The organism is Nitrincola nitratireducens, assembly GCF_000585235.1.
Classification (GTDB): Bacteria; Pseudomonadota; Gammaproteobacteria; order Pseudomonadales; family Balneatricaceae; genus Nitrincola; species Nitrincola alkalisediminis.
Genome location: NZ_AONB01000008.1, coordinates 85,044 through 109,108, shown reverse-complemented (window position 1 = coordinate 109,108; position 24,065 = coordinate 85,044). Strand labels below are relative to the sequence as shown.

At 46.6% G+C, this 24,065-nt stretch carries 29 protein-coding genes and 1 tRNA gene; 13 read left to right on the top strand and 17 right to left on the bottom strand.

The window, feature by feature from the left end; translation table 11 throughout:
- Positions 1–8: 8 nt before the first annotated feature.
- The 8 genes from D791_RS09060 to sohB form a co-directional block, all read right to left on the bottom strand.
- Complete coding sequence (locus D791_RS09060; protein WP_036510527.1) at positions 9–824, bottom strand: amidohydrolase; 816 nt, start codon at positions 822–824, stop codon at positions 9–11.
- A 15-nt stretch (positions 825–839) separates the two neighbouring features.
- Entirely contained in the window at positions 840–2,486 is a 1,647-nt protein-coding gene (gene cydC, locus D791_RS09055; RefSeq protein ID WP_051514372.1) for a thiol reductant ABC exporter subunit CydC, read from the bottom strand.
- Positions 2,483–3,919, bottom strand: a complete 1,437-nt coding sequence (cydD, locus tag D791_RS09050) for a thiol reductant ABC exporter subunit CydD (RefSeq protein WP_051514371.1) — start codon at positions 3,917–3,919, stop codon at positions 2,483–2,485. The genes cydC and cydD overlap by 4 nt, the downstream gene beginning before the upstream one ends.
- Positions 3,901–4,218, bottom strand: coding sequence for a hypothetical protein (locus D791_RS18905; protein WP_051514370.1), 318 nt, complete (start codon positions 4,216–4,218; stop codon positions 3,901–3,903). The genes cydD and D791_RS18905 overlap by 19 nt, the downstream gene beginning before the upstream one ends.
- A gap of 48 nt (positions 4,219–4,266) precedes the next feature.
- Positions 4,267–5,253 carry a beta-N-acetylhexosaminidase gene (nagZ, locus tag D791_RS09045; RefSeq protein ID WP_081763802.1) on the bottom strand — a complete coding sequence of 329 codons (987 nt, stop codon included), beginning with the start codon at positions 5,251–5,253 and terminating at the stop codon, positions 4,267–4,269.
- Between the two features lie 24 nt (positions 5,254–5,277).
- Complete coding sequence (locus D791_RS09040; RefSeq protein WP_036510522.1) at positions 5,278–5,760, bottom strand: L,D-transpeptidase; 483 nt, start codon at positions 5,758–5,760, stop codon at positions 5,278–5,280.
- Positions 5,760–6,416 (bottom strand): TetR/AcrR family transcriptional regulator, encoded by a 657-nt coding sequence (locus D791_RS09035; RefSeq protein WP_036510519.1) that lies wholly within the window; start codon positions 6,414–6,416, stop codon positions 5,760–5,762. Before D791_RS09035 ends, D791_RS09040 begins: the two co-directional genes overlap by 1 nt.
- Before the next feature lie 94 nt (positions 6,417–6,510).
- Positions 6,511–7,578, bottom strand: coding sequence for a protease SohB (gene sohB / locus D791_RS09030; protein ID WP_202806842.1), 1,068 nt, complete (start codon positions 7,576–7,578; stop codon positions 6,511–6,513).
- A 97-nt stretch (positions 7,579–7,675) separates the two neighbouring features.
- Here sohB and D791_RS09025 point away from each other — a divergent pair, with 97 nt between their 5' ends.
- Positions 7,676–7,999, top strand: a complete 324-nt coding sequence (locus D791_RS09025) for an SCP2 sterol-binding domain-containing protein (protein ID WP_089503620.1) — start codon at positions 7,676–7,678, stop codon at positions 7,997–7,999.
- Here the strand turns inward: D791_RS09025 and nudC are convergent.
- From nudC to D791_RS09005, 4 genes are read right to left on the bottom strand one after another with little or no spacing between them, the layout of a single operon-like run.
- On the bottom strand, positions 7,989–8,579 hold the full coding sequence (gene nudC / locus D791_RS09020; protein ID WP_157682294.1) for an NAD(+) diphosphatase: 591 nt from the start codon (positions 8,577–8,579) through the stop codon (positions 7,989–7,991). The two genes, D791_RS09025 and nudC, sit on opposite strands and share 11 nt — an antisense overlap.
- On the bottom strand, positions 8,572–9,297 hold the full coding sequence (gene dnaQ / locus D791_RS09015; protein WP_036510517.1) for a DNA polymerase III subunit epsilon: 726 nt from the start codon (positions 9,295–9,297) through the stop codon (positions 8,572–8,574). Before dnaQ ends, nudC begins: the two co-directional genes overlap by 8 nt.
- 11 nt (positions 9,298–9,308) lie before the next feature.
- Positions 9,309–9,764 (bottom strand): ribonuclease HI, encoded by a 456-nt coding sequence (rnhA, locus tag D791_RS09010; protein ID WP_036510514.1) that lies wholly within the window; start codon positions 9,762–9,764, stop codon positions 9,309–9,311.
- A 40-nt stretch (positions 9,765–9,804) separates the two neighbouring features.
- Positions 9,805–10,581 carry a class I SAM-dependent methyltransferase gene (locus D791_RS09005; RefSeq protein WP_036510511.1) on the bottom strand — a complete coding sequence of 259 codons (777 nt, stop codon included), beginning with the start codon at positions 10,579–10,581 and terminating at the stop codon, positions 9,805–9,807.
- A gap of 126 nt (positions 10,582–10,707) precedes the next feature.
- On the opposite strand from D791_RS09005, the gene gloB reads away from it, so the two are divergent.
- From gloB to D791_RS08975, 8 genes are all read left to right on the top strand, one after another.
- Complete coding sequence (gloB, locus tag D791_RS09000; protein ID WP_036510508.1) at positions 10,708–11,484, top strand: hydroxyacylglutathione hydrolase; 777 nt, start codon at positions 10,708–10,710, stop codon at positions 11,482–11,484.
- Positions 11,485–11,544: 60 nt separating this feature from the next.
- Positions 11,545–11,718, top strand: coding sequence for a hypothetical protein (locus D791_RS20020; RefSeq protein ID WP_157682293.1), 174 nt, complete (start codon positions 11,545–11,547; stop codon positions 11,716–11,718).
- A gap of 212 nt (positions 11,719–11,930) precedes the next feature.
- Positions 11,931–12,767: a transglycosylase SLT domain-containing protein gene (locus D791_RS08995; protein WP_051514368.1), complete on the top strand. Its 837-nt coding sequence runs from the start codon at positions 11,931–11,933 to the stop codon at positions 12,765–12,767.
- Between the two features lie 6 nt (positions 12,768–12,773).
- The gene (locus D791_RS21405) at positions 12,774–13,739 is read left to right on the top strand and encodes an extracellular solute-binding protein (RefSeq protein ID WP_272944824.1); all 966 of its coding nucleotides are present in this window, start codon (positions 12,774–12,776) and stop codon (positions 13,737–13,739) included.
- Positions 13,736–14,575, top strand: a complete 840-nt coding sequence (locus tag D791_RS21400) for an ABC transporter substrate-binding protein (RefSeq protein WP_272944823.1) — start codon at positions 13,736–13,738, stop codon at positions 14,573–14,575. Before D791_RS21405 ends, D791_RS21400 begins: the two co-directional genes overlap by 4 nt.
- Entirely contained in the window at positions 14,575–15,657 is a 1,083-nt protein-coding gene (locus D791_RS08985) for a microcin C ABC transporter permease YejB (RefSeq protein WP_036510505.1), read from the top strand. Before D791_RS21400 ends, D791_RS08985 begins: the two co-directional genes overlap by 1 nt.
- A gap of 3 nt (positions 15,658–15,660) precedes the next feature.
- A complete protein-coding gene (locus tag D791_RS08980) occupies positions 15,661–16,692 on the top strand; it encodes an ABC transporter permease (RefSeq protein WP_036510503.1) in 1,032 nt (343 codons plus the stop codon).
- Positions 16,693–16,706: 14 nt separating this feature from the next.
- Entirely contained in the window at positions 16,707–17,174 is a 468-nt protein-coding gene (locus D791_RS08975; protein ID WP_036510500.1) for a hypothetical protein, read from the top strand.
- A gap of 47 nt (positions 17,175–17,221) precedes the next feature.
- Here the strand turns inward: D791_RS08975 and D791_RS18900 are convergent, their stop codons facing one another.
- The gene (locus D791_RS18900; protein ID WP_051514367.1) at positions 17,222–17,749 is read right to left on the bottom strand and encodes a hypothetical protein; all 528 of its coding nucleotides are present in this window, start codon (positions 17,747–17,749) and stop codon (positions 17,222–17,224) included.
- Between the two features lie 578 nt (positions 17,750–18,327).
- Here D791_RS18900 and gltX point away from each other — a divergent pair.
- Positions 18,328–19,818, top strand: a complete 1,491-nt coding sequence (gene gltX / locus D791_RS08965; RefSeq protein WP_036510496.1) for a glutamate--tRNA ligase — start codon at positions 18,328–18,330, stop codon at positions 19,816–19,818.
- Between the two features lie 113 nt (positions 19,819–19,931).
- Positions 19,932–20,007, top strand: a tRNA-Ala gene (locus tag D791_RS08960).
- Between the two features lie 201 nt (positions 20,008–20,208).
- On the opposite strand, the gene D791_RS22030 is transcribed toward D791_RS08960, so the two are convergent.
- Positions 20,209–20,343 (bottom strand): type II toxin-antitoxin system RelE family toxin, encoded by a 135-nt coding sequence (locus D791_RS22030; RefSeq protein WP_420329344.1) that lies wholly within the window; start codon positions 20,341–20,343, stop codon positions 20,209–20,211.
- Positions 20,344–20,456: 113 nt separating this feature from the next.
- Positions 20,457–20,690 (bottom strand): hypothetical protein, encoded by a 234-nt coding sequence (locus D791_RS08950; RefSeq protein ID WP_036510493.1) that lies wholly within the window; start codon positions 20,688–20,690, stop codon positions 20,457–20,459.
- Positions 20,691–20,863: 173 nt separating this feature from the next.
- Between D791_RS08950 and D791_RS08945 the strand changes: the two genes are divergently transcribed.
- Complete coding sequence (locus D791_RS08945) at positions 20,864–21,046, top strand: DUF6435 family protein (RefSeq protein WP_036510490.1); 183 nt, start codon at positions 20,864–20,866, stop codon at positions 21,044–21,046.
- Between the two features lie 60 nt (positions 21,047–21,106).
- Here the strand turns inward: D791_RS08945 and D791_RS08940 are convergent, their stop codons facing one another.
- The gene (locus D791_RS08940; protein WP_036510487.1) at positions 21,107–21,745 is read right to left on the bottom strand and encodes an NAD(P)-dependent oxidoreductase; all 639 of its coding nucleotides are present in this window, start codon (positions 21,743–21,745) and stop codon (positions 21,107–21,109) included.
- Positions 21,746–21,870: 125 nt separating this feature from the next.
- Here D791_RS08940 and D791_RS08935 point away from each other — a divergent pair, with 125 nt between their 5' ends.
- Positions 21,871–22,755: a LysR family transcriptional regulator gene (locus tag D791_RS08935; protein WP_036510484.1), complete on the top strand. Its 885-nt coding sequence runs from the start codon at positions 21,871–21,873 to the stop codon at positions 22,753–22,755.
- Between the two features lie 55 nt (positions 22,756–22,810).
- Here the strand turns inward: D791_RS08935 and codA are convergent, their stop codons facing one another.
- Positions 22,811–24,061: a cytosine deaminase gene (gene codA, locus D791_RS08930; RefSeq protein WP_036510481.1), complete on the bottom strand. Its 1,251-nt coding sequence runs from the start codon at positions 24,059–24,061 to the stop codon at positions 22,811–22,813.
- Between the last annotated feature and the right edge of the window lie 4 nt (positions 24,062–24,065).

Sequence of the window (24,065 nt, the reverse complement as noted above, 5' to 3'; positions counted from 1 at the left end):
CTTAGCCTTTAATTGAGCGAGAATTGATCGGCATCCTGCCAAGCAGGAAAGGCTTCACGAAAGGACGTTAAGGCACTGTAAGACAAAGTACAGGTTTCAATAAACGCAGTATTTTCTGGGTAATCGCACACGAGATCCCCTTTAAAATCAACACACAGAGAGTCGCCTGAGTATTGGTTGCCTTTCGCGTCTTCTCCCACCCGATTCACACCTACAACATAGGCCAGGTTTTCAACGGCACGCGCTCGCAACAACACTCGCCAAGGCGTGCGTCGAGGCGCAGGCCAATTGGCAACACAGACGATCGCATCATACTCCGTTGTGGCCTCTGCGTCCGGCTGCTGTCTCATCCAAACAGGGAAACGTAAGTCATAACAAACACTCAAGAGTACCTTGAAGCCTTTAATTTCAACAATGACCCTTTCCTGCCCCATCGCATAGCGCAGATGCTCGCCCGCCATTCTAAAAAGGTGGCGCTTATCGTACACCTGCACATCACCGGAGGGCAGCGCCCAAACCAAACGGTTATAGCACTCCCCCTTGTCTTTAATTGCGACACTTCCAGTGACAACACACCTACGTTTTTTTGCCTGCAACACCATCCAATCCACGACAGGGCTGCTCCCCCAATCCTCCGCCATTTGCTGTGAATTCATGGTAAAACCTGTGGCAAACATTTCAGGCAAAACGATCAAATCCGTCTGCTCACCTCCTAAGTCGCCCAACAGCCTATCAATATGTGCGCAATTGGTAGCTGGATCTTCCCAGCGTAAATCACACTGAACGAGGGTCACACGTAGATCATTTGAGGCGTCTAATGACATTGCTGTTCTCCTAACTCACTGAGGTCCAATTCGCACAACTTGATCAAATCTATCTAAAAACAGGTCGTGATGCGTGATCATCAGGAGTGTTTGTGTGGGGCGATAGGTCAAAACAACCTCCAACACTTGCTTTTCAGTTGCCTCATCCAACCCTTCAGTGGGCTCATCCAAAATCAGAATAGGCGCATTGCGCAGCAAGGCTCTCGCGATTCCTAACCGCTTACGCTGCCCTCCTGACAATTTACTGCCCCCTTCTCCGACTTCACGCTGCAAACCCTCTGAGCCTAGCATATCCAGTAACCCCAAGCGCTCCAGAACATCTAACATGTCCTCATCGCTCACATCCTCACCTGATAACCGCAAGTTATCGCGAACACTGCCCGCAAACAATTGCACAGGCTGGGACAAGACGGAGAACTGATCCCGCAACTGTGACTCAGGGTAGGCACGAAGATTAACACCGCCAACCTCAACCTCACCGGCCTGAACCTCCCAAAAGCGTGCCAATATATTGATTAACGAGCTTTTTCCACTGCCCGTATGCCCCATAATTGCCACTCGCTCTCCGGCTTCAACATTCATATTAAAGTCGTCAAGCACCCTGCGCTCGGCATAGGCAAAGTTAACGCGTTTAAACGAAACGACTCCAGGGTGAACAACTTCTACAGACCCATCAGGAAAGTGAATATCAGAGGTTTGCTCAGCAATTTCAAGCAAGTTAGCAGCCGATGCACGGGTTTTACCTAAAAACTGATACGCAACCGGTAAAGGAGCCACAGCTTCAAAGCTGGCTAATACGCAAAACATAATTAACGCTAACCATGCTGGTGCTAACACTTCGGCTTGCACCATATTGACGGCTACGATCAACGCCAAGAGCGTCGCTATCCCTGCCACCCAAGCCATCATTCCAGAGGTCAAACCCGAAATTAAACTCATCCGCAATTGTGCATCCGTTAACGTCTTTTGCTCCTGAACAAACTTCGCGTGTTCAGAATCAAGCGCCGAGTAGACATGCAACTCACTCATTCCCTGAACATAGGTAATGGCGCGTTGACGTAACTGAGAGGTAGCGGAAACCTGAGCTTCACCCACGCCCGACGCCAAACGGTAGCCCAGCCACGGAATCAAAAACCCGGCTACGCACAAACAGATTAGCAACAACAATCCTAGCATCGGTGACACCCACGCCAGAAAACCTGCAACCAAGATAGATGTGATCACGGCAATCAACGTCGGCGATATCACTCTCAAATACAAATTATCGAGCGAATTGATATCCGAAATAATGCGGTTTAACAAATCTGAGGAGCGATAGTGTTTCAATCGCGCAGGATTCAGCGGCTCTAAGTGCTGATAGAACCAAACCCGCAATTGAGCCAACAACCGAAATGTTGCTTCATGCGTCGCAATTCGTTCGAAATATCGCCCGACGGTTCGAACCATTGCAAAGGCACGAACGCCTGCTCCCGGGGTTAAATAATTAAACGCCTGCGCACTTGCCAGAGAGACGCCCGCTAATGCTGCAGCGGCAATAAACCAACCCGACAGCGCCAAGAGACCTATGCTGGATAACAGCGTCAATAACCCCAAGGTACTGCCTAGCACCACCCAGCCTAAGTGAGACTTCATTAGGCGAACAAAGGGTAACAAAGACTTCATATTTCCCCCTTAGCCATCTTCACATCGCCGACCGCTTCGCAGCGGCCGTCAACTAAACGATAGACTCGATCTGCAATGGCCATCGAAGCGGGACGGTGTGTGACCAACAAAGTTGTTCTGCCTTTGCATAGAAGCGTTAGGCTCTCCAATACTTTCTGCTCATTTTCTGCATCAAGGCTCGCCGTCGGCTCATCCAACAATACAATCGGCGCATCTTTTAAAAACGCTCTTGCCAACGAAAGACGCTGTATCTGTCCACCCGAAAACCCAAGACCCGCTTCACCAACAGGAGTATCCAACCCTTTTGGAAGCTGCACAATCACGTCTGTCAATGCCGCTTGCTCACAGGCCCTATCCAACTGTGCATCAGTAGCATCAGGACGCGCCATGAGCAAATTGTCACGAATACTGCCAGGAAATAAGGTCGTATGCTGACTGACCAAGGCGATTCGTTTCATCCAAGATGAACGCTTAAGTGCTGATAATGGAATCCCCTCAATCAAGACTGCCCCCTCCTGAGGACGGTCAAAACCTGCCAACACACTCAGCAAGCTTGATTTACCAACACCACTAGGACCCACCAGCGCCACACACTCACCTGAGTTCAGCGTTAAGTTAAGATTTCGCAATACAGGGGGCAAATGTGCTGCGTAGCTAAAACCAATATTGGATAAATGAACTGTCGGCGCTCCGGTAGGCGGCTCTTGATCACCGCCTGTCTCGGCTCGATCCAGCTCATCGAAAATATCCATTAAACGCTCGGCTGCCGCAATCGCCTCTTGTTTTGCATGATAGTGCGTGCCCAATTCTTTCAATGGAAGGTAGAATTCAGGCGCTAAAATCAATATAAACAAGGCATGGTAAAGGGTCACCCCTCCCGACCAAGAACCCACCTCGATCAATCCCAAAAAACTGAAACCGAGATAGACAGCCAAAATAGCAATTGAGACAGATGCAAAAAACTCTAAAACGGCCGATGATAAAAAAGCAAGCCGCAGTACCTGCATCGTTCGAATACGAAACTCTTCAGCATTTTTACCGATGATATGCGTTTGCTCACGGCTTTTCGAAAAAAGCTTTAGGGTTATCAACCCCTGAACAACATCTAAGAAATACGAACTTAAGAGCGCTAAGGCTTTGAAATTTCGACGATTGGCATCAGCTGCTTTCATACCAACCAGCGCCATGGCCAAGGGAATTAAAGGTGCTGTACACAGAAACACCAACCCTGCAACCCAATTAATTGGAAACACAAATGCGAGAATAACCAGAGGCAGCAACGCCGCTAGGGACATTTGTGGAAGGTAGCGGGCGATAAAAGCATCCAAGGCTTCTGTCTGCTCAATGACAAGACTACTGATTTCACCAGCACGCTGATTACGTGTATAGGACGGTCCCAATTCGGCAAGCCGACTTAATAACGCAACACGCAAGCGCGTCCTAACGCCAGACGACGCTTTCTGCCCCCCCACTCTCGCAGCATCACCATGACGCCTCGAATCAACAATGCTGCAAAAACACCGATCAAAAGCGGTGTAAGATCCATGACACTCGCATCATGGAACAGAGTTGCATCAACTGCACGTGCGAGTAAATGTGCTTGCAAAATCAGCATGAGTCCAGCGACTAAACCAGCCAGCACACTCAGCTTCAACCAGATTTTGTCCTCACCCAAGAGGCTTTTTAGCCACTTGGACTTTTCTCGCGCAACTTCGCGTGATAAGGGCTGCATATCTCAGTACCGTAGAAACTCAACGAGCAAAATTAATGTGACTGGCTGTTACTGACAAAGCTTGGCAGCAATGGCTCTGGCGGCATCCTCTCGAAGGGAGTCCCGATTTACACAGGGATTGCCGCGCATTTTAGCGATACGCGGATTATCCAACTCAGGTAAAGTGCCTAGATACTCTAAAACCTGCAAGGCAGCCTCCGGCTGGTTACAGACCAATACCATATCACATCCCGCCGCCAAGGCTTTCTGGCAACGCAATGCATAATCACCCGCGATACTGGCGCCCTCCATCGTGAGGTCATCACTAAAAATGACCCCATCAAAGCCCAGCTCCTGGCGTAAAACGTCCTTAAGCCAATAGCTGGAAAAGCCTGCCGGAGCCGTATCCACTTGGCTGTACACCACATGTGCCGGCATGATTGCATCCAGCCCCTCCTCAATCAAACGCGCGAAAGGCTGTAAGTCATCTTGACGAATAGCAGACTCCAAACGCTCGTCATAGGGAAGCTCTAAATGCGAATCGGCTTGGACCCAGCCATGACCTGGGAAATGCTTACCTGTAGCGGCCATGCCAGCTTCGTGCATACCCTTTAAAAACGCACCGCTTAGCAATGCGACCCGCTCAGCTGAACTCGAAAAAGCACGATCACCAATAACAGAACTTTGTTGCCAGTCTAAATCCAATACGGGGGCAAAACTGATATCTACGTCAAACGCTCTTAACTCTAGCGCCATCAGCCAGCCCAGCTCATGGGCCGCATGAATCGCCTCATCGGGAGATGTGTCATAGAGTTTTCCGAGGGCAGACATGGCGGGCAAACGCGTAAAGCCTTCTTTGAACCGCTGAACCCTCCCCCCTTCTTGATCAACGGCAATAATAATATTCGGTGCAACCGCTCTTATAGACGCAATAAGTTGCTTAAGCTGATCTGGATTCACATAATTACGACTGAAAAGGATCAAGCCACCCACACGCGGGTTTTGTAGTAAAGACGCTTCTTTGGCCGACAACTCTGTTCCGACCAGATCAAGCATAAGTGTTCCTAACGCCATTCTTTTTTACTCATTCGCGATAATATCAACCAGGCAACCCACCTGAATTTTTTCAAACACGTCGACTAAATCTTCATTTCGCATGCGGATACAGCCATGCGAACGTGGAACTCCCATAGGTTCAGAGTCCGGTGTGCCATGGATGTATATGTAACGGCGCTGAGTATCAACCGACCCCAAACGATTAAGACCTTTTTCTAAACCGCACAGCCATAGAATCCGCGTTAGAATCCAATCTCTGTTTGGAAACTCTGCTGCTAAGGCAGGAGAATAGATCTCACCCGTAGGGCGTCGACCCACCAGCACCGCATTTAGCGGTAACTCGGCACCTATTTTTGCACGTATATAATGCCGACCTCTAGGCGTACAGCCTGTATTCATCTGCTGCCCAACACCACGCAGTGCTGTAGAAACGGGATACTGCTGAACACCATCCTGTGTTTTCAACGTCAAGGTTTGGGCAGGGATCGATATTTCAATATGCGTCATTATACACGTGAAAAAAGCTCAGTTTCAGGCCGTGCTTGCATACCCGCTGTTAAAACGGGCACCAAACGATGCAAAACACGCTCAATTTCAGCGTTGTTTTTGAGACTTTCTTTTTCTAACGTCAGTAACATATGATAGTTAGACAGCGTAAAGACCACCGAACCTAACATAAAGTGCAAGCGCCAGAAAAACTCGCTATCCTCCATCGGTGCAGAATCTATGCGTAAATACCGAAGAAACGCTTCAAGACGATGAGAATATTCCAGCTTAAAAAACTCACGCAACTCTTCTTGATTTTTCATGTAGGCCAATTCAAGCATCCGCATAAACACAGCCAGCGAATGCGTATTAATTTGGCTAATATTCAACAAGGCGCGCATCAGTATTTCGATCAAATCACCAAGATCAATGCGATTTGAGCTGGCCAAACGATCATCTAGGGCCGACTCTATTTCTTGACACAGCGGCTCCATCAAACGTTCACACACGGCATTAACCAAGCCCTGTTTCGACCGAAAATGATAATTAACGGCTGCTAAATTTACATCTGCAGCCGCTGTAATCTGACGCATCGTAGTCTCAGTAAAGCCCTGCTCTGCAAAGAGGGCTTCCGCTGCCAATATGATTTTCAATGCCGTATCAGAACGACGTTTCATAAACTATCTCCTGTGTATCCATTCCATGAACCAGCGTTTGAAACTATGTATAAGGCTATTATACTGATTATCAACTCTTTGTCAGCCGTGGTGATTAACGTGTAAAAAAATGTCTATTATTGAGCCGCTGCCACCAACGCATCATCAGAGAATCTGACGAATTGACGGCCATCTCACCTATACGATCCTGCAGACCCTTTTTCTCTTCGTAACGAACTTCATAGACATCGGCTTCCTGTGCCTGTTCTACTAAGTACTCATCACTGGTCATCAGATCATCCACCAACTTTTGCTTAACCGCTTGACACCCATACCAAATTTCACCTGTTGCAACCACCGACATATCCAACTCTGGGCGATACTCAACAACAAAGTCTTTAAATAAGGTATGCGTCTCTTCTAACTCTTCTACAAACTTTTCGCGACCTTTATCTGTATTTTCACCAAACATGGTCAGCGTTCGCTTGTATTCTCCAGCGGTTAGAATTTCGTAATCAATTTCATTCTTTTGCAAAAGTCGATGAAAATTGGGCAACTGAGCGACAACCCCGATGGAGCCAACCACCGCAAAAGGAGCGGCAAGGAGTTTATTCGCAATACAAGCCATCATATAGCCACCACTGGCTGCCACTTTATCAACACAGATGGTCAATGGGATATTTTTTCTACGCAACCTTTCTAACTGCGAAGATGCTAAACCATAGGCATGCACCATCCCGCCTGCACTTTCTAAACGCAACACCACCTCATCTTCAGGACGAGCAATGCACAGAATGGCCGTAATTTCTTCACGCAGCTTATCGACATCGGATGCCGCAATATCACCATCAAAATCAAGAACAAATACTTTTTTGCCCTCGTCTTCATCCAACTCACCTAACTTGGCTGCCTTTTTTCGCTCTTTGAGCTCAGCTTTTTCTTTTTTTCGCTCAGCCTTAATTTTTTGCTTGATAACCAACTCATCAAGAACTGCATCTTCCATCGCATGAAGCATGTCTTCATACTTTTCATTCAGGCTTCGAACTTCAATATGCCCTTCGTGTTGGAGCTGTTTACGCCTAGACGCAACCGCCGCAATGCCTGCGACAATCAGCACCAGCGCTAATACCAAGGTTAAGGTTTTGGCTAAAAACAAACCATACTCTGTCAGGAAATCTATCACGCTGCTCTCCGCTTTTACGTATCAATATGCACGGGTTCGTTTTCCCGGCGGGGTAATGTACCATATTGGATTGTTTTTGGATCGCAGGATGTTACAAATGACTCAGAATATTACACTTGAAAAGGTTCGGATAAAGCTGCCTCAGAAATTTCAACCCGAGCAAGCGTCTGACTTAAATGCCGTTTTTCAGTTTAACTTTGATGATGCCGAGGCGTTTTACTTGGCGATTAAAGACCAATCCTGCACCAGTCACCTTGGCCAGCATGAAGACCCTGATATTACGATAATTACCAACGAAGAAACCTTTCTTCGCGTCATTAGCGGTGAGCAAGACGGCATGAGTGCGTTTATGAAAGGCCAACTCAGAGCGGAAGGCAACGTGATGCTAGCCACTCGACTTGGAAAACTGTTTAATCGCTAAAGGACGTTTTCCCTGCAACGAACGTGTCAATTAAACGTCTGGATATTGACACGGGTGCAGGAATGTCCGGCAAGGCATTGCGATGAAACCAATCGGCTTCGAGTATTTCAACGCCATCAGGGACTATTTCTCCCGACTCATAATCGGCAAAAAATCCCAACATCAGCGAATGTGGGAAAGGCCAAGATTGACTGCCCATATACCGAATATTGCAGACATTAACACCGACCTCCTCTTTCACTTCTCGCACTACAGCCTGTTCAGCCGTCTCGCCGGGCTCAATAAAGCCTGCCAAGGTGCTGTAGCGCTTTGCATTAAACTTTGCAGCATGTGCTAAAAGACAATATTCGCCTCGCGTGACTAACACAATAATGCAGGGCGAAATGGGCGGGTAATGCACATGACCACAACCAGAGCATACTTTCGCTATTTCTTCGTCTGCGTGAGGCTGCAAGACAGCTGAACATAAAGAACAGAAGGACGCGTTTCGATTCCAACGCTCCAGCTGTACTTGGCGCGAAATGACTGAAAACTCTTCTTCTGTGGCCGCATTTGATAAAGCCGTTCGTACGTCATCCATCTGCATTAACTCCCTCCAATTGCTTCCAAAGACAAATCCCACCTGATTTTTTATCCAACAAGGCTAACATTTTTTCATGGGCTTCGATTTCGTCTGGTGTTGACTGGATAACGGGCAACGCTGCACCTTGAACCACAGGCTTAATGACAGCGCCAACCTCATCCGAATTATCCAAATCACTGCCCAACTGCAAAGCCGTTTGCCCACCCGTCAGCATGAGATAGACTTCGGCCAAGATCTTCGAGTCTAACAGTGCGCCGTGCAACTCTCGATCAAAATGCTCAATTCCATAGCGCCGACACAACGCATCTAAGCTATTTTTCTGACCTGGGAATTTTTTCCGAGCCACCAGCAATGTATCGGTGATTTTGGGGCAGATATCTTGGATTTTAAAATCATAGCCATTGCGGGCCAACTCTGTGTCCAAAAAGCCAATATCGAACGCTGCATTGTGAATAATCAGCTCAGCCCCGCGAACGTACTCTATAAACTCATCTGCAATGAGTTTAAAAGAGGGCTTATCCGCAAGGAATTCATTCTTAATTCCATGCACGGCAATCGCTTCAGCCTCAACCTCTCGATCCGGACGTATATATTGATGATAGTGATTATGGGTTAGACGACGCTTAACCAGCTCTACACAACCTATTTCAATAATATTGTGCCCTTGCGCAGGGTCTATACCGGTCGTTTCAGTATCCAGAATAACTTGACGCATTTGACTACCTTTTAACTTGACTGCCCGAACTCTTCAACACCACGATTGGCTAACTGATCCGCTCGTTCATTTTCAGCATGGCCGCTATGCCCTTTAACCCAGCGCCAATCGATCTCATGCTGCTGAATCACCTCATCTAATGCCTGCCATAAATCTGCATTCTTCACAGGTTGTTTTGAAGCGGTTTTCCAACCATTTTTTTTCCAGCCTTTTAACCACTCCGTCACCCCCTTACGCAGATACTCTGAATCCGTCGTAAGAATGACCTTACAGGGGCGCTTCAGGAGACCCAACGCTTCAACGGCTGCCATCATTTCCATACGATTATTCGTCGTGTTCGTTGCCCCACCGTACAGCTCCTTTTCTTTTCCTGCATAACGCAACAAAGCTCCCCAACCACCAGGACCTGGATTGCCTTTGCAAGCACCGTCGGTATAGATCTCAACAACTTTAGAATGACTTGTCACTCAAACTCCTAATTATGAAAAACAAACACTTCCACTCAGATTAATTCATCGACCGATTACCAGACAACTCTCGTGTTGTCGGCTCCGCCACCGGAAAGGTAATCAGCGCACGGCGCTTCCAAGCAGGTTTTAGAGGGGTCATCCCCACCACATCCTTTCGTGCCAGAACCGTTAATACAACACCATTATGTGTGGGCGCTTTGCGGATAATCGACTCTAGAAAAGATAAACGCCTTCGCCAACGCGCCGACGGCAATGGCGGATGATTATACCCACTTTTGGCTTTGATTTCGGTTAACTCCAACAGACTTAACCAATCTTGCAAACGCCAATGACTCAACCCTCTCGCACTCCAAGGCACTGATTTTGATCGACGAATTCTTCGACAAATTCCCCAGAAACTGGCTGGGTTAAAACCAATAATAATTAAATGCCCCCCAGGTCTTAATATCCTTGCGGCTTCTCTTAAAACCTGATGAGGCTGCTCAGCAAAATCAAGGGTATGGTGCAAAATCACAACATCAATTTCGTTGGTTAAGAATGGCAACTCATGCGGCTGAGCAATCACACTATTTTGCGGCACACCCAGCTTAAGTGAAGGCACGGCCATGATTTTATTGGATACGGGACTCGATTTAAACAAACAAGTCGACGCATCGAAACCTATTTGCACAAGATGATAGCCAAACAACCAAGGAATCAACTCATCAACCAGGGCCTTCTCACACTCCACAATCTCTTGACCCAAAGGGCTTTTAAACCAAGCACATAAATTCGAGATAGTTTCATGAGGCTGAGTGACATTTTTCATTTCCATGGTTGCCTCCTTAACGATCTATAAAATTGATTACTATGGGTATTTAAAATAATCTTAGCCTAGTACACTGCACATCAGTAATTCTGTTTAAACAGCGGCTCCCGGCCTGACTCTCTGGAGATTAGCATGCTACGTATCACCCCCATTCCTGCATTTAATGACAATTATATTTGGGCCCTTTACAGCGAAGACGCCTCTGATAATAGTTGCATCCTTGTTGATCCAGGCAGTGCCGAAGCTGCCGAAACATGGCTTTCTGAACAGAAAAAAACCTTAACAGCCATTTTTCTAACACATCATCATAATGACCACACAGGAGGGGTAAAAGTTTTACATGAGACCTATGAATGTCCTGTGTATGGACCTGCCAAATCCCCCTTTGATGGTATCACGCAACCGCTCCACGAAGGTGACCTAGTGTATCTCCTAGATACCGACTTTGAAATTAAAGAAGTGCCCGCACACACGCTTGATCATATCAGCTACTACTCCCCTTCTGCTCAAATTTTACTCTGCGGTGACACGCTGTTTATGGCAGGCTGCGGTCGTTTATTTGAGGGCACAGCAGAACAAATGCACAAAGCACTGAACTACTTCGCCACTCTACCCGATGACACTGGTGTTTACTGCACGCATGAGTACACGCTTGCCAATCTGGCCTTTGCCCTCTCGGTCGAGCCTGATAATACAGACATCAAAATGGTGCTCGAAAAATGCATTACCTTAAGAGACGCATCGATTCCAACACTGCCGTCTAAAATCGGCTTGGAAAAAGCAATTAACCCTTTTATGCGCACACTACACCCAAGTGTGGTTCATGCGGCAACTCGACACCAAGATAAAGTCTTAAATTCTCCTGTTGAAGTACTTGCCGCTCTAAGGGAATGGAAAAACAACTTTTAACCCTAAACATAAAGCTGGTATGATAGGTCGTTAAGTTAACGTTAAGCTTTGGGTTAGGATATGAGAAAATATGACTGGATTCTGGGCATTCCTGTAGTGCTCCTCTTAAGTGGTTGTACGCCAACCAAACCCACTGAGTATGTTGATTATAAAACGCGCATCGATGCCAGAAGCCTGCAGCTACACCAGCTACGTATGGCCACCCACCCACCCTTAGGCGATGAAGATACATAGGGTTTAAAGGCAGTAGCAATAACGAAACTGAACACACTGATGATGCTTGGGGCCAAACGCGTGATAACCTACGTCTAGACCTCGATCTTAATATCGCCGAATTTACAGACCATCTTGACTGGCTCACTCGTAATCCAAACCACCTTAGCCAGATCAGCGAACAAGCCCAACCTTACTACTACTACATTTTTGAACAAGTGATCGGACGCGGAATGCCAGCCGAAGTGGCGCTAATCCCGATGATCGAAAGTGGCTACAACCCTCAAGCAACCTCACCTTCAAATGCAGCCGGTCACTGGCAGTTTATGCCAACAACAGCGCGCAATTTTGGCCTCAAAAACACGCGCTGGTATGACGGTCGACGTGACATTATCGAATCCACCGATGCAGCATTAAATTATTTAAACTATTTAAATAACCTTTTTGATGGTGACTGGTTACTGACACTTGCTGCATATAATGCTGGCGAAGGCCGTGTTGCACGCGCGATCAAACAAAACGAAATGAAAAACCTTCCAACGGATTTTTGGTCTTTAGACCTTCCCGCTGAAACAATGCGCTACATTCCGAGACTACTCGCGACAGCGCGTGCGATACGTGACGCGGACGATCTAGGGCAAAACTTATCCGAGATTCCTGCCGAACCTTACTTCACTGAAGTGATTGTGGACAGCCCAATTGGCTTACAACAAGCGGCTGAGTTAGCTGAGGTTGACCTTCAGGAACTGGAGCAATTAAATGCAGGTTTAAGCCAAGGCGCCACCCCTCCAGACGGCCCCCATCGGGTTTTAATTCCAACCACTCAAGCCGAACTTTTACAAACCGCTTTAGACGAACTCCCTATCGAAGATCGGATCGATTACGCGAGTTATACGGTTAAATCCGGCGACACGCTTGGGGGTATTGCTCACCGCCACAGCACATCCGTAAAAAATATTGTCGATGCTAACAAGCTGAAAAATACGCAAATTCGAGTGGGACAAACATTGCTGATTCCTTCAACATCATCTACTCTAGCGTCAAAGTCAATTCAGTCTGGGTCGAGTTAGTCTATAATGTTAAATTCGCTTTACCGCTTAGTTGGATGTCTTTTAATTTGTTTTTTAATGGGTTTGCCAGCCTACAGTGAATCCCTTCCACAAGTCGAATCTGTCCACGGCATCGCCATGCATGGTGATCTTAAATACCCCGCGGACTTTACGCATTTTGACTATACAAATCCCAATGCCCCAAAGGGCGGTCGAGTTGTTCAGTCATCAATGGGGAGCTTTGACAGTTTTAATCCATTTATCGTCAAAGGCACACCCGCGGATGGCATTGGCCTCATTTACGACGGTTTAACAACAAAGGCCCAGGATGAACCCTTTTCGGAATACGGCCTGCTCGCAAAGCATATACGCTTGCCGGAAGATCGACGCTGGATAGAGTTTGATATTCGTGAAGAAGCCCAATTTAGCGATGGTGTACCCGTTACGGCAGAAGACGTTGTTTACACCTTTAAACTGCTAAGAGAGCAAGGGAGCCCTTTTTTCAGAGCTTACTATGCTGACATTACCAATATCATTGCGCTTGATAAACGCTCGGTACGATTCGAATTTGCCGACACCCAAAACCGTGAACTCCCTTTAATTGTCGGCGAAGTCCCCATCCTGCCTAAACACTACTGGGAAAATCGTGACTTTACTGAGCCAAGCCTAGATATTCCGATTGGATCAGGTCCCTATTTAATTCATAGCTATGACCCTGGCCGCTCGATTACCTATCGTCGAAATCCCGATTATTGGGGCGTTAATTTACCCGTAAACAAGGGACGCAACAATTTTGATCTATGGAGCTTCGAATACTATCGCGATGCAACTATTGCCTTAGAAGCCTTTAGAGCAGGCCGTTACGACTTTCGACAAGAACATGCTGCAAAAAACTGGGCGACTGGCTACACAGGTGCAGCCTTTGATCAGGGTCGAATTATTCGCGAAGAAATAAAGCACGAAAACCCTACCGGCATGCAAGCTTCATTATGAACACTCGTCGCGCTCAGTTCAGTGATCCTAGAGTTCGCTACGCACTCGCTCACGCGTTTGACTTTGAATGGACAAACCGCGCCATATTTTATGGAGCCTATCGCCGTAGCCACAGTTTCTTCTCAAATTCAGAAATGGCGGCCACAGAGCTACCCACACCGGAAGAGCTTGAAATCCTTGAGCCAATACGCGATCTCGTTCCGCCCGAAGTATTTGAACAGGTGTATCAAGCTCCACAAACGGAAGGCGATGGGCAAATGAGACTCCAAATACGCAAAGGCCTTCATCTTCTGGCCGACGCGGGTTGGACGCTCGATAAAGGCGTTTTGCGCAACGCTCAAGGCGAGCCGTTTCGCTTTGAAATTCTGCTTATTCAACGTGAGTTTGAGCGTATTGTGAATCCATTCATTCGCAACCTTGAACGCATGGGCATCACCGTTACTATTCGAGTTGTCGATATTTCCCAGTACATTAACCGCCTAAGGGACTATGATTTTGACATGGTCGTTAGTAGCCTTGGTCAATCTAACTCTCCTGGTAATGAGCAACGGGAGTTTTGGCATTCCGAGAGCGCCGATCGTCCAGGAAGTCGCAATTTAATTGGCATTAAAAACCCCGCCGTTGATCATTTGGTTGAACAACTTATCCAAGCACCGGATCGTGAATCACTGGTTTTGAGAGCCCGGGCACTGGATCGCGTTTTGCAGTGGAATCACTATGTGATTCCGCAGTATCACATTAATGCTTACCGCGTCGCGTATTGGAACAAATTTGGCATTCCAGAAGTCCGTCCTAAGTATGCGCTGGGCTTCGATACTTGGTGGGTTGAACCTTAATGGGCGCTTATATTCTTCGTCGACTGTTACTGATTATTCCAACACTGTTTGGGATTCTCCTGCTTAACTTCTTGATAATACAGCTTGCACCCGGAGGCCCTGTTGAGCAAACCATTGCACAACTTCAAGGCATCGGAGTGGATGCCGGTGATCGTATTGGCAGTTCTGCAAGAACCGACATCGCAGCCTCTGATACATCCGGCTATCGCGGCGGCCAAGGACTCGATCCGTCTTTGATCGCTGAAATTGAACGTATGTATGGCTTTGACAAACCCGCCCATGAGCGTTTTTTTCAAATGCTGGTTAACTATTTGCGATTTGATTTTGGCAGCAGCTTTTACAGCAACAAAACCGTTATTGAGTTAATTGTCGAAAAAATGCCTGTTTCAATCTCCTTAGGCCTCTGGACCACGCTGCTGACCTATTTGATCTCCATTCCTTTAGGAATACGCAAAGCGGTTAAAGACGGCACTGCGTTTGATATGTGGTCAAGCACAGCGGTTATTATTGGTTACGCTATACCCAACTTTCTTTTTGCAATCCTCCTGATTGTTCTATTCGCTGGCGGCACTTACTTAGAATGGTTTCCCCTACGCGGTTTAACCTCTCCTAACTTCGATGAAATGACACTGCTCCAAAAGATCGGAGACTACTTCTGGCATATCACCCTGCCCGTTTTAGCCTCGGTGATTTCAAGCTTTGCCACGCTAACCATGCTGACCAAGAACGCTTTTTTAGATGAAATACATAAACAGTACGTTCTAACAGCACGCGCTAAGGGCTTGACTGAAAACAAAGTGCTCTATAACCATGTGTTCAGAAACGCGATGCTGCTCATTATTGCGGGCATGCCTGCGGCGCTAATTGGAATATTCTTCACTGGATCGATGTTGATTGAGGTGATTTTCTCACTCGATGGTTTAGGCCTACTCGGATATGAAGCCGTTATTCGCAGAGACTATCCTGTCATTTTTGGCACACTCTATATCTTTACGCTTGTAGGATTACTTTTAAAACTTATCAGCGATATCACCTACACACTTGTTGATCCTCGGATTGATTTTTCGAGTAGGGAAAACTAAATCATGACTCCTATCATGCAGCGCAGGCTCGCTACTTTTCGAAAAAACCGTCGTGGCTACTGGTCTTTTTGGATATTTTTGGTCTTATTTTCACTTTCTCTTTGCGCGGAACTGATCGCCAACAATAAACCGATTGTCGTAGGCTTCAATAGCTCGCTTTACTTTCCTGTCTTTAAAGACTATTCAGAGCTTGAGTTTGGCGGAGAGTTCGACATCGCCACCGACTACCGCGACCCATTTATTCAAGATCTTATTGCAGACGCCAACGGCTGGATGATTTGGCCCTTGCTACGCTACAACTACAAAACAATCAATTACGACCTACCCTCACCGGCCCCCTCCCCCCCGAGCCTGCAAAACTGGTTAGGCACAGATGACCAAGGCCGAGATGTGCTGGCAAGAGTCATCTACGGCTTCAGAATCTCCGTCCTGTTTGCCCTGGTTTTGACGCTGGCAAGCTCTGTTATCGGTGTCGCGGCGGGCGCCGTGCAAGGCTATTATGGCGGAAAAGTTGACTTACTATTTCAGCGTTTCATCGAGATTTGGTCAGGATTACCCGTTCTCTTCTTATTGATCATCTTAGCCAGCATCGTTGAACCGAATTTTTGGTGGCTGCTCGGCATTATGCTGCTTTTCTCTTGGATGAGTCTGGTGGATGTTGTGCGTGCAGAGTTTCTGCGCGGTCGTAACCTGGAATATGTGCGTGCTGCAAGAGCTCTTGGACTCAGCAATCGCCTTATCATGTTTCGACACGTATTGCCCAACGCAATGGTTGCTACACTGACTTTTATGCCGTTTATATTTAACGGCTCCATTGTCACGCTCACCGCCTTAGACTTTTTAGGCTTTGGTATGCCCCCCGGCTCGCCTAGCCTTGGGGAACTGATCGCACAGGGTAAAGAAAATCTTCACGCGCCCTGGTTAGGGTTAACCGCATTCTTTAGCCTATCAATCATGCTAACCTTACTGATCTTTATCGGAGAAGCCGTTCGAGATGCCTTTAATCCTCGCAAAGGCTTTTCCGATCAACATTAATGGAGTGTTTCGTTATGGAAAGTAAATCTGATTCAACTTTTTTGAAAATTCTTAAACTCAAATTTAAGGGCGTCAGTGTTCTTGCCAACCTACTGCTCAGTAAAATTCGTTTTATTGACTCACAATTTGCCAAACGGGTTAGCCAACGCACTCGACGCATCACATACGCGGTCATTGCCGCCATTATCCTGTACAGCTTTGCCCCCTCACTCATCTGGAACATTAGCCGCAGCCAAGTCACGTTTGTGATGGAAGGAAGAGACCGAATTGCTGACGCATCAGTGGAAGATCGTTACGAAATTTATACGTCCGAAGGCATTTTTCTCAATCAAAACTCCTTACTAAGACTCAAACGTAACTCATCTACTCTGCAAGGCAGGCTCAAATTTGGTGCAACCTACCAATGCAAAGTCCAAGGATACCATTCGGTTTGGTTCAAAAAGATTCGCAACATTATCTCGTGCAACGAAGTGAGTTCTTAGCAGACGTGATGACAAAATAAGCCTCTAAACTTAGAGGCTTATTGGACTTACAATAAAACACTGGCGATATCAATGACATCAACAATGGTGCCTCGCCCCTCAACTAGACGCACCACTTTATCACCTAGCAATACCAACTCCGTGTTACGACCATCAATTCTTGCTCGTGTCCGATAATTTGCTGGTAAAGGCGTTGCATAGCGATATAACTCCTGAGGCATCACCTCACCTCTAACCAACTTCCGCTGCCAACCTCTTGGTAGACGTTCAGAACGCGCCATCTTGCGCTGCAACCCCGGCGGCAAATCACGATATTTGTTATGACGATTGCTATGACGATGCTCGGACCGCTCTCTATCACTCATGTAATCATTTAACAAAACACTTAAAAGCCTATCACGCTCTCTCGGCGTCAAGGCACTGGGCAAGTCAACATGTGACTGGCGTCGCTGCTCGGCCAAGCGATACTCCACCAATCCATCAAGGATTTGATTCACCGCCGATGAGTTTGCTTGTGCTGACATAGGCAGACTCGGCACGGCAACAAGCATCGCCGCTATCAAATATTTACGCATAGTAGCATCCTCCATTTTTTTCTAAGTTTACTATCGGAGGATGAAGCTCAGCTGAACTTATCAAATACACACCCAACCCTAAACAATGCATCATAATAGGGCAAAAACGATCCAGCATGCCCTAGAAAAATGCCAAACTATCGTTTCGTCTAAATGAATATTGAGTGTGCATTCAAGCCTATGCTTAAATCACTGAAGTAACGCTAGATACCTGAGAAAACACAAAAAAAAACGCCGCATTCATTGAATGCGGCGGTCTCGCAGTGCCCCTCGAGTGCGAAAAACGTTATGAAACAAATTTAAACTAGGTTTAGATCGTTTCACACTTACTTTATATAAAGCAATCAAGATGCCAACTTTTAAAAACCATTTAAAATCAATAATATAGTATTTTTAGACTCAATCAGCCCTCATTAAAACACACCCATAATCGCACCAATATATTTCACAACCTTACACAAACGAACCATATTGGTGCATTTATGCGTCAGCGAGAGAAGATGAACAAACATAGCTCACCCCTAGCTAAACACGTTATAATTCCATTTTAATGACCTAATTTTTTGAGTAAGGCACCCATGACAGTTCGTACCCGAGTCGCGCCCTCTCCAACGGGAGATCCACATGTTGGAACCGCATACATTGCACTCTTTAATCTTGCATTTGCTCGCCAGCATGGTGGTGAGTTTATCCTTCGTATAGAAGATACCGATCAAACTCGGAGCACCCCCGAATCTGAACAAGCCATTTTGGACTCATTACGCTGGCTCGGATTAGAGTGGGATGAAGGCCCAGATATCGGTGGTCCACACGGTCCTTACCGTCAGAGTGAACGTAAACACATGTACAAAGACTTCGCCATGCGCTTGGTTGAAGAAGGTCATGCGTTTTTATGCTTCCGCACTTCTGAAGAACTTGACGAGCTCCGAGAACTACGTAAGGCTGATGGCAAACACACCGCCTTAAAGCAAAGTGATCTTGCTCTACCTGCTGAAGAAGTTGAATCACGTATGGCTCAGGGCATGCCATATGTTGTAAGAATGTGTGTGCCAGAAGAAGGCATCTGCGTTATAGATGATTTATTACGCGGCCCAATTGAAATGGATTGGGGCCAGGTCGATGCTCAAATTTTGCTAAAATCCGATGGTATGCCCACCTACCATCTGGCAAATGTGGTTGACGACCATTTAATGAAGATTACTCACGTTATTCGAGGTGAGGAATGGATCAACTCAGCACCTAAGCACAAGCTGCTGTATCAATACTTTGGTTGGGATATGCCGCAACTTTGCCATATGCCGCTACTGCGCAACCCAGATAAGTCAAAACTGTCGAAACGCAAGAACCCAACCAGCATTCTCTATTATCAGCGCATGGGCTACTTACCAGAAGCGCTTCTGAACTACCTCGGCCGTATGGGCTGGTCGATGCCTGATGAGCGCGAAAAGTTCTCTCGTGCAGAGATGTTCGAACATTTTGATTTATCCCGAGTCTCGCTTGGTGGCCCTGTATTTGATCAGGTTAAACTCAGCTGGCTCAATGGGATGTGGATTCGCGAGGAGCTCGACACCGACGCCTTTGCTGCCGAGATGATGAAATGGGCGTTAAACCCCACCTATCTCAAGCAAATCATTCCGTTAATCCAACCGCGTGTTGAGAAGTTTTCAGACGTTGCCCCTCTGGCCTCCTTTTTCTTATCAGGGATGCTCAATATCACACCGGCATCCTTTGAGCATAAATCGCTGAACGAAGAGCAAATTAAAAAGATCTTACAATTTGCGTCCTGGTACCTGGATCGCCAAAGCGAATGGAATAAAGACACCTTGTTCCAAGGACTCAAGACACTTGCAGATGGCATGGGCATTAAAATCCGCGACTTTTTATTCCCGTTGTTCGTCGCCATTTCTGGCACTGCACAAAGTGTTTCGGTTGTTGATGCCATGCAAATCTTAGGGCCAGACATGAGCCGAGCTCGCGTTCGTTTTGCGCTAGATGCAGTTGGCGGCCCTTCGAAGAAGGAAGCGAAGCGCTGGGAAAAAGAGTTTGCAGACTTAACGCAGACGATTTAACGGCGCATATTCGGTGTTAACACTTAACAATTTGATTTTTAGCATAAAAAATTAATAAAAAGTGTTGACACCACCTCCATGCCGCCTTATTATTTGCACCGTCCTAGAGACATGGGGTCTTAGCTCAGCTGGGAGAGCGCAACGCTGGCAGCGTTGAGGTCAGGGGTTCGATCCCCCTAGACTCCACCAAGAATTTTATTAAAACCTTCATTTAGAAGGTTTTTTTATGCCTAAAATTCAGGATTTCTTAAAGTTGTCGAAAAAGTGTCGAAACTGAATAAGAGTCCACACCTAAAAGCATCTTGTTCGTCACTCGTTCATTATAGCTGCCCAGCAGTCTGTGCACCTCACACTAACAGCTATCCTTCCAGAGGGTGTAATCCCACCTAATTACTTACCTTTATACACACTCGAACGATGCCCTACTTTAATAACACTTACGACTAGCTGCATGTCTCGTATTTCATAAATAATTCGATACATACCTTGGCGAACTCGATACTTATTGTCGCCAGATAGCTTAATGCAACCTTCCCCTCTAGTTCAGGCTTAATGTATCTATCTTGGAGATTATCTTCTCAACATCACTTTTGGGTATGCTTCGAAAATCTTTTGCTACCGATGCTTTGAAAACAATTTCATATTTTTCCATGCGCTTTCAACTCATTAATCAGCGCCTCATAGCTAATCTCAGGCTCTTCAACTCGCTCAGCAATCGCAGCCAAATCCTGTTGATCCTCTGTCATTAATAAACGAACTGCTTCATCAATAATCTGGGATACAGAGCTTTCAGTTGATGCTGCTCGCAGCTTCAGTGCTTGGTGTATTACTGGATCAAAGTAAACAGTTGATCTCTTGGATAATAATGCCATTTGATTCACTCCTCTACTGACACTTACGACATTATAGCATCATAACGTTTTAATGCGATCAATCGGAGAGTCGAATGTTTGAACGGCTCAAGCATCATTGCCCTCCCCCTAAAACAAGTGAACCAAACGTAGCCCTATCCGTAAGATACAGTAACTCATACACAGAGGTGGCTATGTTCAATTTATTCAAACGTTCAGATACGGGTAAGTTAAAAAAGCTTCAAAAGGCTTATGAAGAAAAGCTGGGACAGGCAATGCTCGCACAACGCAATGGCGACATTCGTGGTTACTCGGAGCTGTCTGAACAGGCCAATGCCTTGTTCAAAGAACTCGAACTCGCAAAAAAAGAAGCGTAACCATCACGCCAGTCCAACACAATTGGCTCTGGCGTGATCGTTCGTTTAAGCGATGCTTACTTAATACGCAACACCAATACGCTGGCTTGGATGCGCTGCTTTTTCCAGTTCATCAATCATCGCAACAGCATAGTCTGCAACAGAAATACGACTGTTCCCCTCCGAATCACTGACTAAACTGTCGCCACCAATTCGATACTCACCCTTTTTATCACCGGGGAAAATATCAGCCGCTGGGCTGACAAATGTCCAGTTCACATCACCTTCGTAATTGCGGAAAACCTCCAATGCCTCAACCATTACCTGAGCTTCAGCCTTATACTCATCTGGAAAGTCAGGAAGTGTAATGAGTGCGACACCAGGTTCCACCTCTAAAGATCCAGCGCCACCAACCCACAGCAAGCGTGTAACTCCTGCTGCTGGCAAACCATTCAGTAAAGAATGCGCTGTTTTGACAACCAACTCATGGTTCCCTGCGGCTCTACCGCCCAGAGCTGAAATCAGCGCATCAACTCCATCAAGCGCCGCAGCAAGATCAGCGCTTTCATCTAACACATCAAATTGACGCACTTCAACGCCTTCTTCTGCCACCTTCGAAGGATCACGCACAAGGGCAACCACTTCATGGCCTCGTGCTTTCGCTTCCGCAAGGATATGACTACCGATCCAACCCGATGCACCTAATACTGCAACTTTCATTTTTCTCTCCTGCTCTGTATGAGACGTTTATTGAATGAAGCCAGTTTAGTTGTTCAACTTATGGCGATAAATAACAAAAAATGATGTAGATTATATCGAATTTTGAAACAATCTAGGAAAGCCCTATGGATCGCTTAACTGCCATGCGCAGCTTTGTTGAGGTCGCAAATACTGCAAGCTTTACGCATGCAGCTGAAAACTTAAACCTAAGTCGCTTGCAGGTTTCGCGTCATGTGCAAGAAATTGAGGATTGGCTAAAACAACGCTTACTGCATCGAACTACACGCAAAGTCAGCCTTACGGCAGCAGGTGAGATAGCATTAAGTCAATGCGAACAAATTTTAAATCAGACCGTTGCCCTGGAAATGCAGGCGCTCGAAGGCGCTCAATCCCTAAGCGGCTCGATTCGTATCTCAGCACCGATTGGTCTGTCACAAAACCTATTACTGGATGCAGTCGAGCACTTTGTGGATGCACACCCTCAGGTCATGATTGATATTCTTGCGTCGGATCAACTCGCACAGCTTGTTGATGACCGAGTCGATATCGCATTGCGCTTCGTCAATCAACCCGATGAAAATCTCATTGCACGCAGGCTCATGCAAGTGGGCATGGTTGTCGCAGCAACGCCGACGTATCTTGAACAGCACCCTCCGATCAACCACCCAAATGACCTGTTACAACACAATTGCTTAGTTCATACGAGCGGTAATAAATGGACGTTTTTCTATGACAATCAACCCATCAACATCACCGTAAAAGGCAATCTTCGGGCCAATGATATGGGCATTTTATGTCGCGCCGCGCTTCACCATAAAGGCGTCTTGCGCCTTCCTCGTGACTTAGCCAACCCTCTCTTGAAAAGGGGTGCGCTAATGCCTATTTTGTCTCGCTACCATTTACCCAGCAGCGTTATTTGGGCCGTTTACTTATCGCGCAGTTATCAAACGCCACTGGTTCGGCAATTTATTGATTTTTTAGCCGAACGCTGGAGCCAAGACTTAATTTAACCTTGGCTTCAGGGCTCTTAGCAGGTACACAGAAGGCTAGATTCCTTATACATGCCTAAGCGGGCAGGTCTAATGTTGTTATCACTCGTGATGGTTCTCTTTGCATTAAGATTTTCCCCTTACGCACAGACAGCAGCACATCACTTTGCTGTCGTAGCACTGAGTAATCATCTTCACCTTGCAGGAGAATAAAACTGGCTGGTTTTCCAACGGCAATACCATACTCCTCCCCTAGATTTAAGGTTCTAGCGGCATTGTCAGTTATAAAATTCAGTGAAGTTTGAAAGTCCTTATAGCCCATCATTTGACAGATATGCAAACCAAAGTCGAGAGTACGCAATAAGCTGCCATTGCCTAAGGAATACCAAGGATCGAATATTGAATCCTGCCCAAAACACACATTCATGCCAGCCGCCGTAAGCTCCTTGACGCGTGTGACCCCTCTTCGCTTTGGAAAAGTATCAAAGCGCCCCTGCAAATGAATACTCTCTGTCGGACAAGATACAAAATTAATATTCGAGCGTTTTAATAAACGAAATAATTTCGAGCAATAGGCGTTATCATATGAATGCATCGCGGTCGTATGACTCGCCGTCACGCGCTCTCCTATGTCATTAAACAATGCCTCCGCTGCTAACACCTCTAGAAAGCGTGATCCTGGGTCATCTATTTCGTCACAGTGTACATCAATCAACTTATCGTACTTGATCGCTAATTTTACGAGCGTTTTAACCGATGCCTCACCTAGTTCACGTGTGTACTCAAAATGAGGAATCCCCCCTACAACATCAGCCCCTGCCTCAATAGCAGCTTCCAGAAGCGCTTCACCTTTAGGAAAGGAATGTATGCCTTCCTGAGGGAAAGCGACCACCTGAATATCAATGCAATCGCGTAATTCATCGCGCAACGCACACAAGGTATGCAACCCCAACAAGCTGGGATCGGTTGTATCCACATGGGTACGTATGTGTTGAACGCCCCGCTCCACCAGCATTTGCACGGTTTTCAGCACACGACTTCGTAGATCTGCTTCGCTTAATAACGGTTTACGCTGTGCCCAACGTTCAATGCCTTCAAATAAGGTACCACTGTGATTCCAATCGGGCTCACCTGCGGTCAAGGCTGCATCCAAATGAATATGAGGTTCGATAAAAGGGGCGCAGATTAAATAGCCTTGAGCATCAATCTGCCCCTCTTCAAGGGCCTTAACACCTGACTGCACGTGAATCTGACTAAAACGACCGTCACGAATGGTTAAGTGATGCAACTCATTCGAGTGACGTAATCGGGCATTAATAATGTCCATAAAC

Bases quoted from the DNA above. Each gene is read 5' to 3' on its own strand.
- D791_RS09060 (WP_036510527.1), bottom strand. From the start codon at position 824: ATGTCATTAGACGCCTCAAATGATCTACGTGTGACCCTCGTTCAGTGT.
- cydC (WP_051514372.1), bottom strand. From the start codon at position 2,486: ATGAAGTCTTTGTTACCCTTTGTTCGCCTAATGAAGTCTCACTTAGGC.
- D791_RS18905 (WP_051514370.1), bottom strand. From the start codon at position 4,218: ATGCAGCCCTTATCACGCGAAGTTGCGCGAGAAAAGTCCAAGTGGCTA.
- nagZ (WP_081763802.1), bottom strand. From the start codon at position 5,253: ATGCTTGATCTGGTCGGAACAGAGTTGTCGGCCAAAGAAGCGTCTTTA.
- D791_RS09040 (WP_036510522.1), bottom strand. From the start codon at position 5,760: ATGACGCATATTGAAATATCGATCCCTGCCCAAACCTTGACGTTGAAA.
- D791_RS09035 (WP_036510519.1), bottom strand. From the start codon at position 6,416: ATGAAACGTCGTTCTGATACGGCATTGAAAATCATATTGGCAGCGGAA.
- D791_RS09025 (WP_089503620.1), top strand. From the start codon at position 7,676: ATGACTCAGAATATTACACTTGAAAAGGTTCGGATAAAGCTGCCTCAG.
- nudC (WP_157682294.1), bottom strand. From the start codon at position 8,579: ATGGATGACGTACGAACGGCTTTATCAAATGCGGCCACAGAAGAAGAG.
- dnaQ (WP_036510517.1), bottom strand. From the start codon at position 9,297: ATGCGTCAAGTTATTCTGGATACTGAAACGACCGGTATAGACCCTGCG.
- D791_RS09005 (WP_036510511.1), bottom strand. From the start codon at position 10,581: ATGGAAATGAAAAATGTCACTCAGCCTCATGAAACTATCTCGAATTTA.
- gloB (WP_036510508.1), top strand. From the start codon at position 10,708: ATGCTACGTATCACCCCCATTCCTGCATTTAATGACAATTATATTTGG.
- D791_RS20020 (WP_157682293.1), top strand. From the start codon at position 11,545: ATGAGAAAATATGACTGGATTCTGGGCATTCCTGTAGTGCTCCTCTTA.
- D791_RS08995 (WP_051514368.1), top strand. From the start codon at position 11,931: ATGCCAGCCGAAGTGGCGCTAATCCCGATGATCGAAAGTGGCTACAAC.
- D791_RS21405 (WP_272944824.1), top strand. From the start codon at position 12,774: ATGTTAAATTCGCTTTACCGCTTAGTTGGATGTCTTTTAATTTGTTTT.
- D791_RS21400 (WP_272944823.1), top strand. From the start codon at position 13,736: ATGAACACTCGTCGCGCTCAGTTCAGTGATCCTAGAGTTCGCTACGCA.
- D791_RS08985 (WP_036510505.1), top strand. From the start codon at position 14,575: ATGGGCGCTTATATTCTTCGTCGACTGTTACTGATTATTCCAACACTG.
- D791_RS08980 (WP_036510503.1), top strand. From the start codon at position 15,661: ATGACTCCTATCATGCAGCGCAGGCTCGCTACTTTTCGAAAAAACCGT.
- D791_RS08975 (WP_036510500.1), top strand. From the start codon at position 16,707: ATGGAAAGTAAATCTGATTCAACTTTTTTGAAAATTCTTAAACTCAAA.
- D791_RS18900 (WP_051514367.1), bottom strand. From the start codon at position 17,749: ATGCGTAAATATTTGATAGCGGCGATGCTTGTTGCCGTGCCGAGTCTG.
- gltX (WP_036510496.1), top strand. From the start codon at position 18,328: ATGACAGTTCGTACCCGAGTCGCGCCCTCTCCAACGGGAGATCCACAT.
- D791_RS08950 (WP_036510493.1), bottom strand. From the start codon at position 20,690: ATGGCATTATTATCCAAGAGATCAACTGTTTACTTTGATCCAGTAATA.
- D791_RS08945 (WP_036510490.1), top strand. From the start codon at position 20,864: ATGTTCAATTTATTCAAACGTTCAGATACGGGTAAGTTAAAAAAGCTT.
- D791_RS08940 (WP_036510487.1), bottom strand. From the start codon at position 21,745: ATGAAAGTTGCAGTATTAGGTGCATCGGGTTGGATCGGTAGTCATATC.
- D791_RS08935 (WP_036510484.1), top strand. From the start codon at position 21,871: ATGGATCGCTTAACTGCCATGCGCAGCTTTGTTGAGGTCGCAAATACT.
- codA (WP_036510481.1), bottom strand. From the start codon at position 24,061: ATGGACATTATTAATGCCCGATTACGTCACTCGAATGAGTTGCATCAC.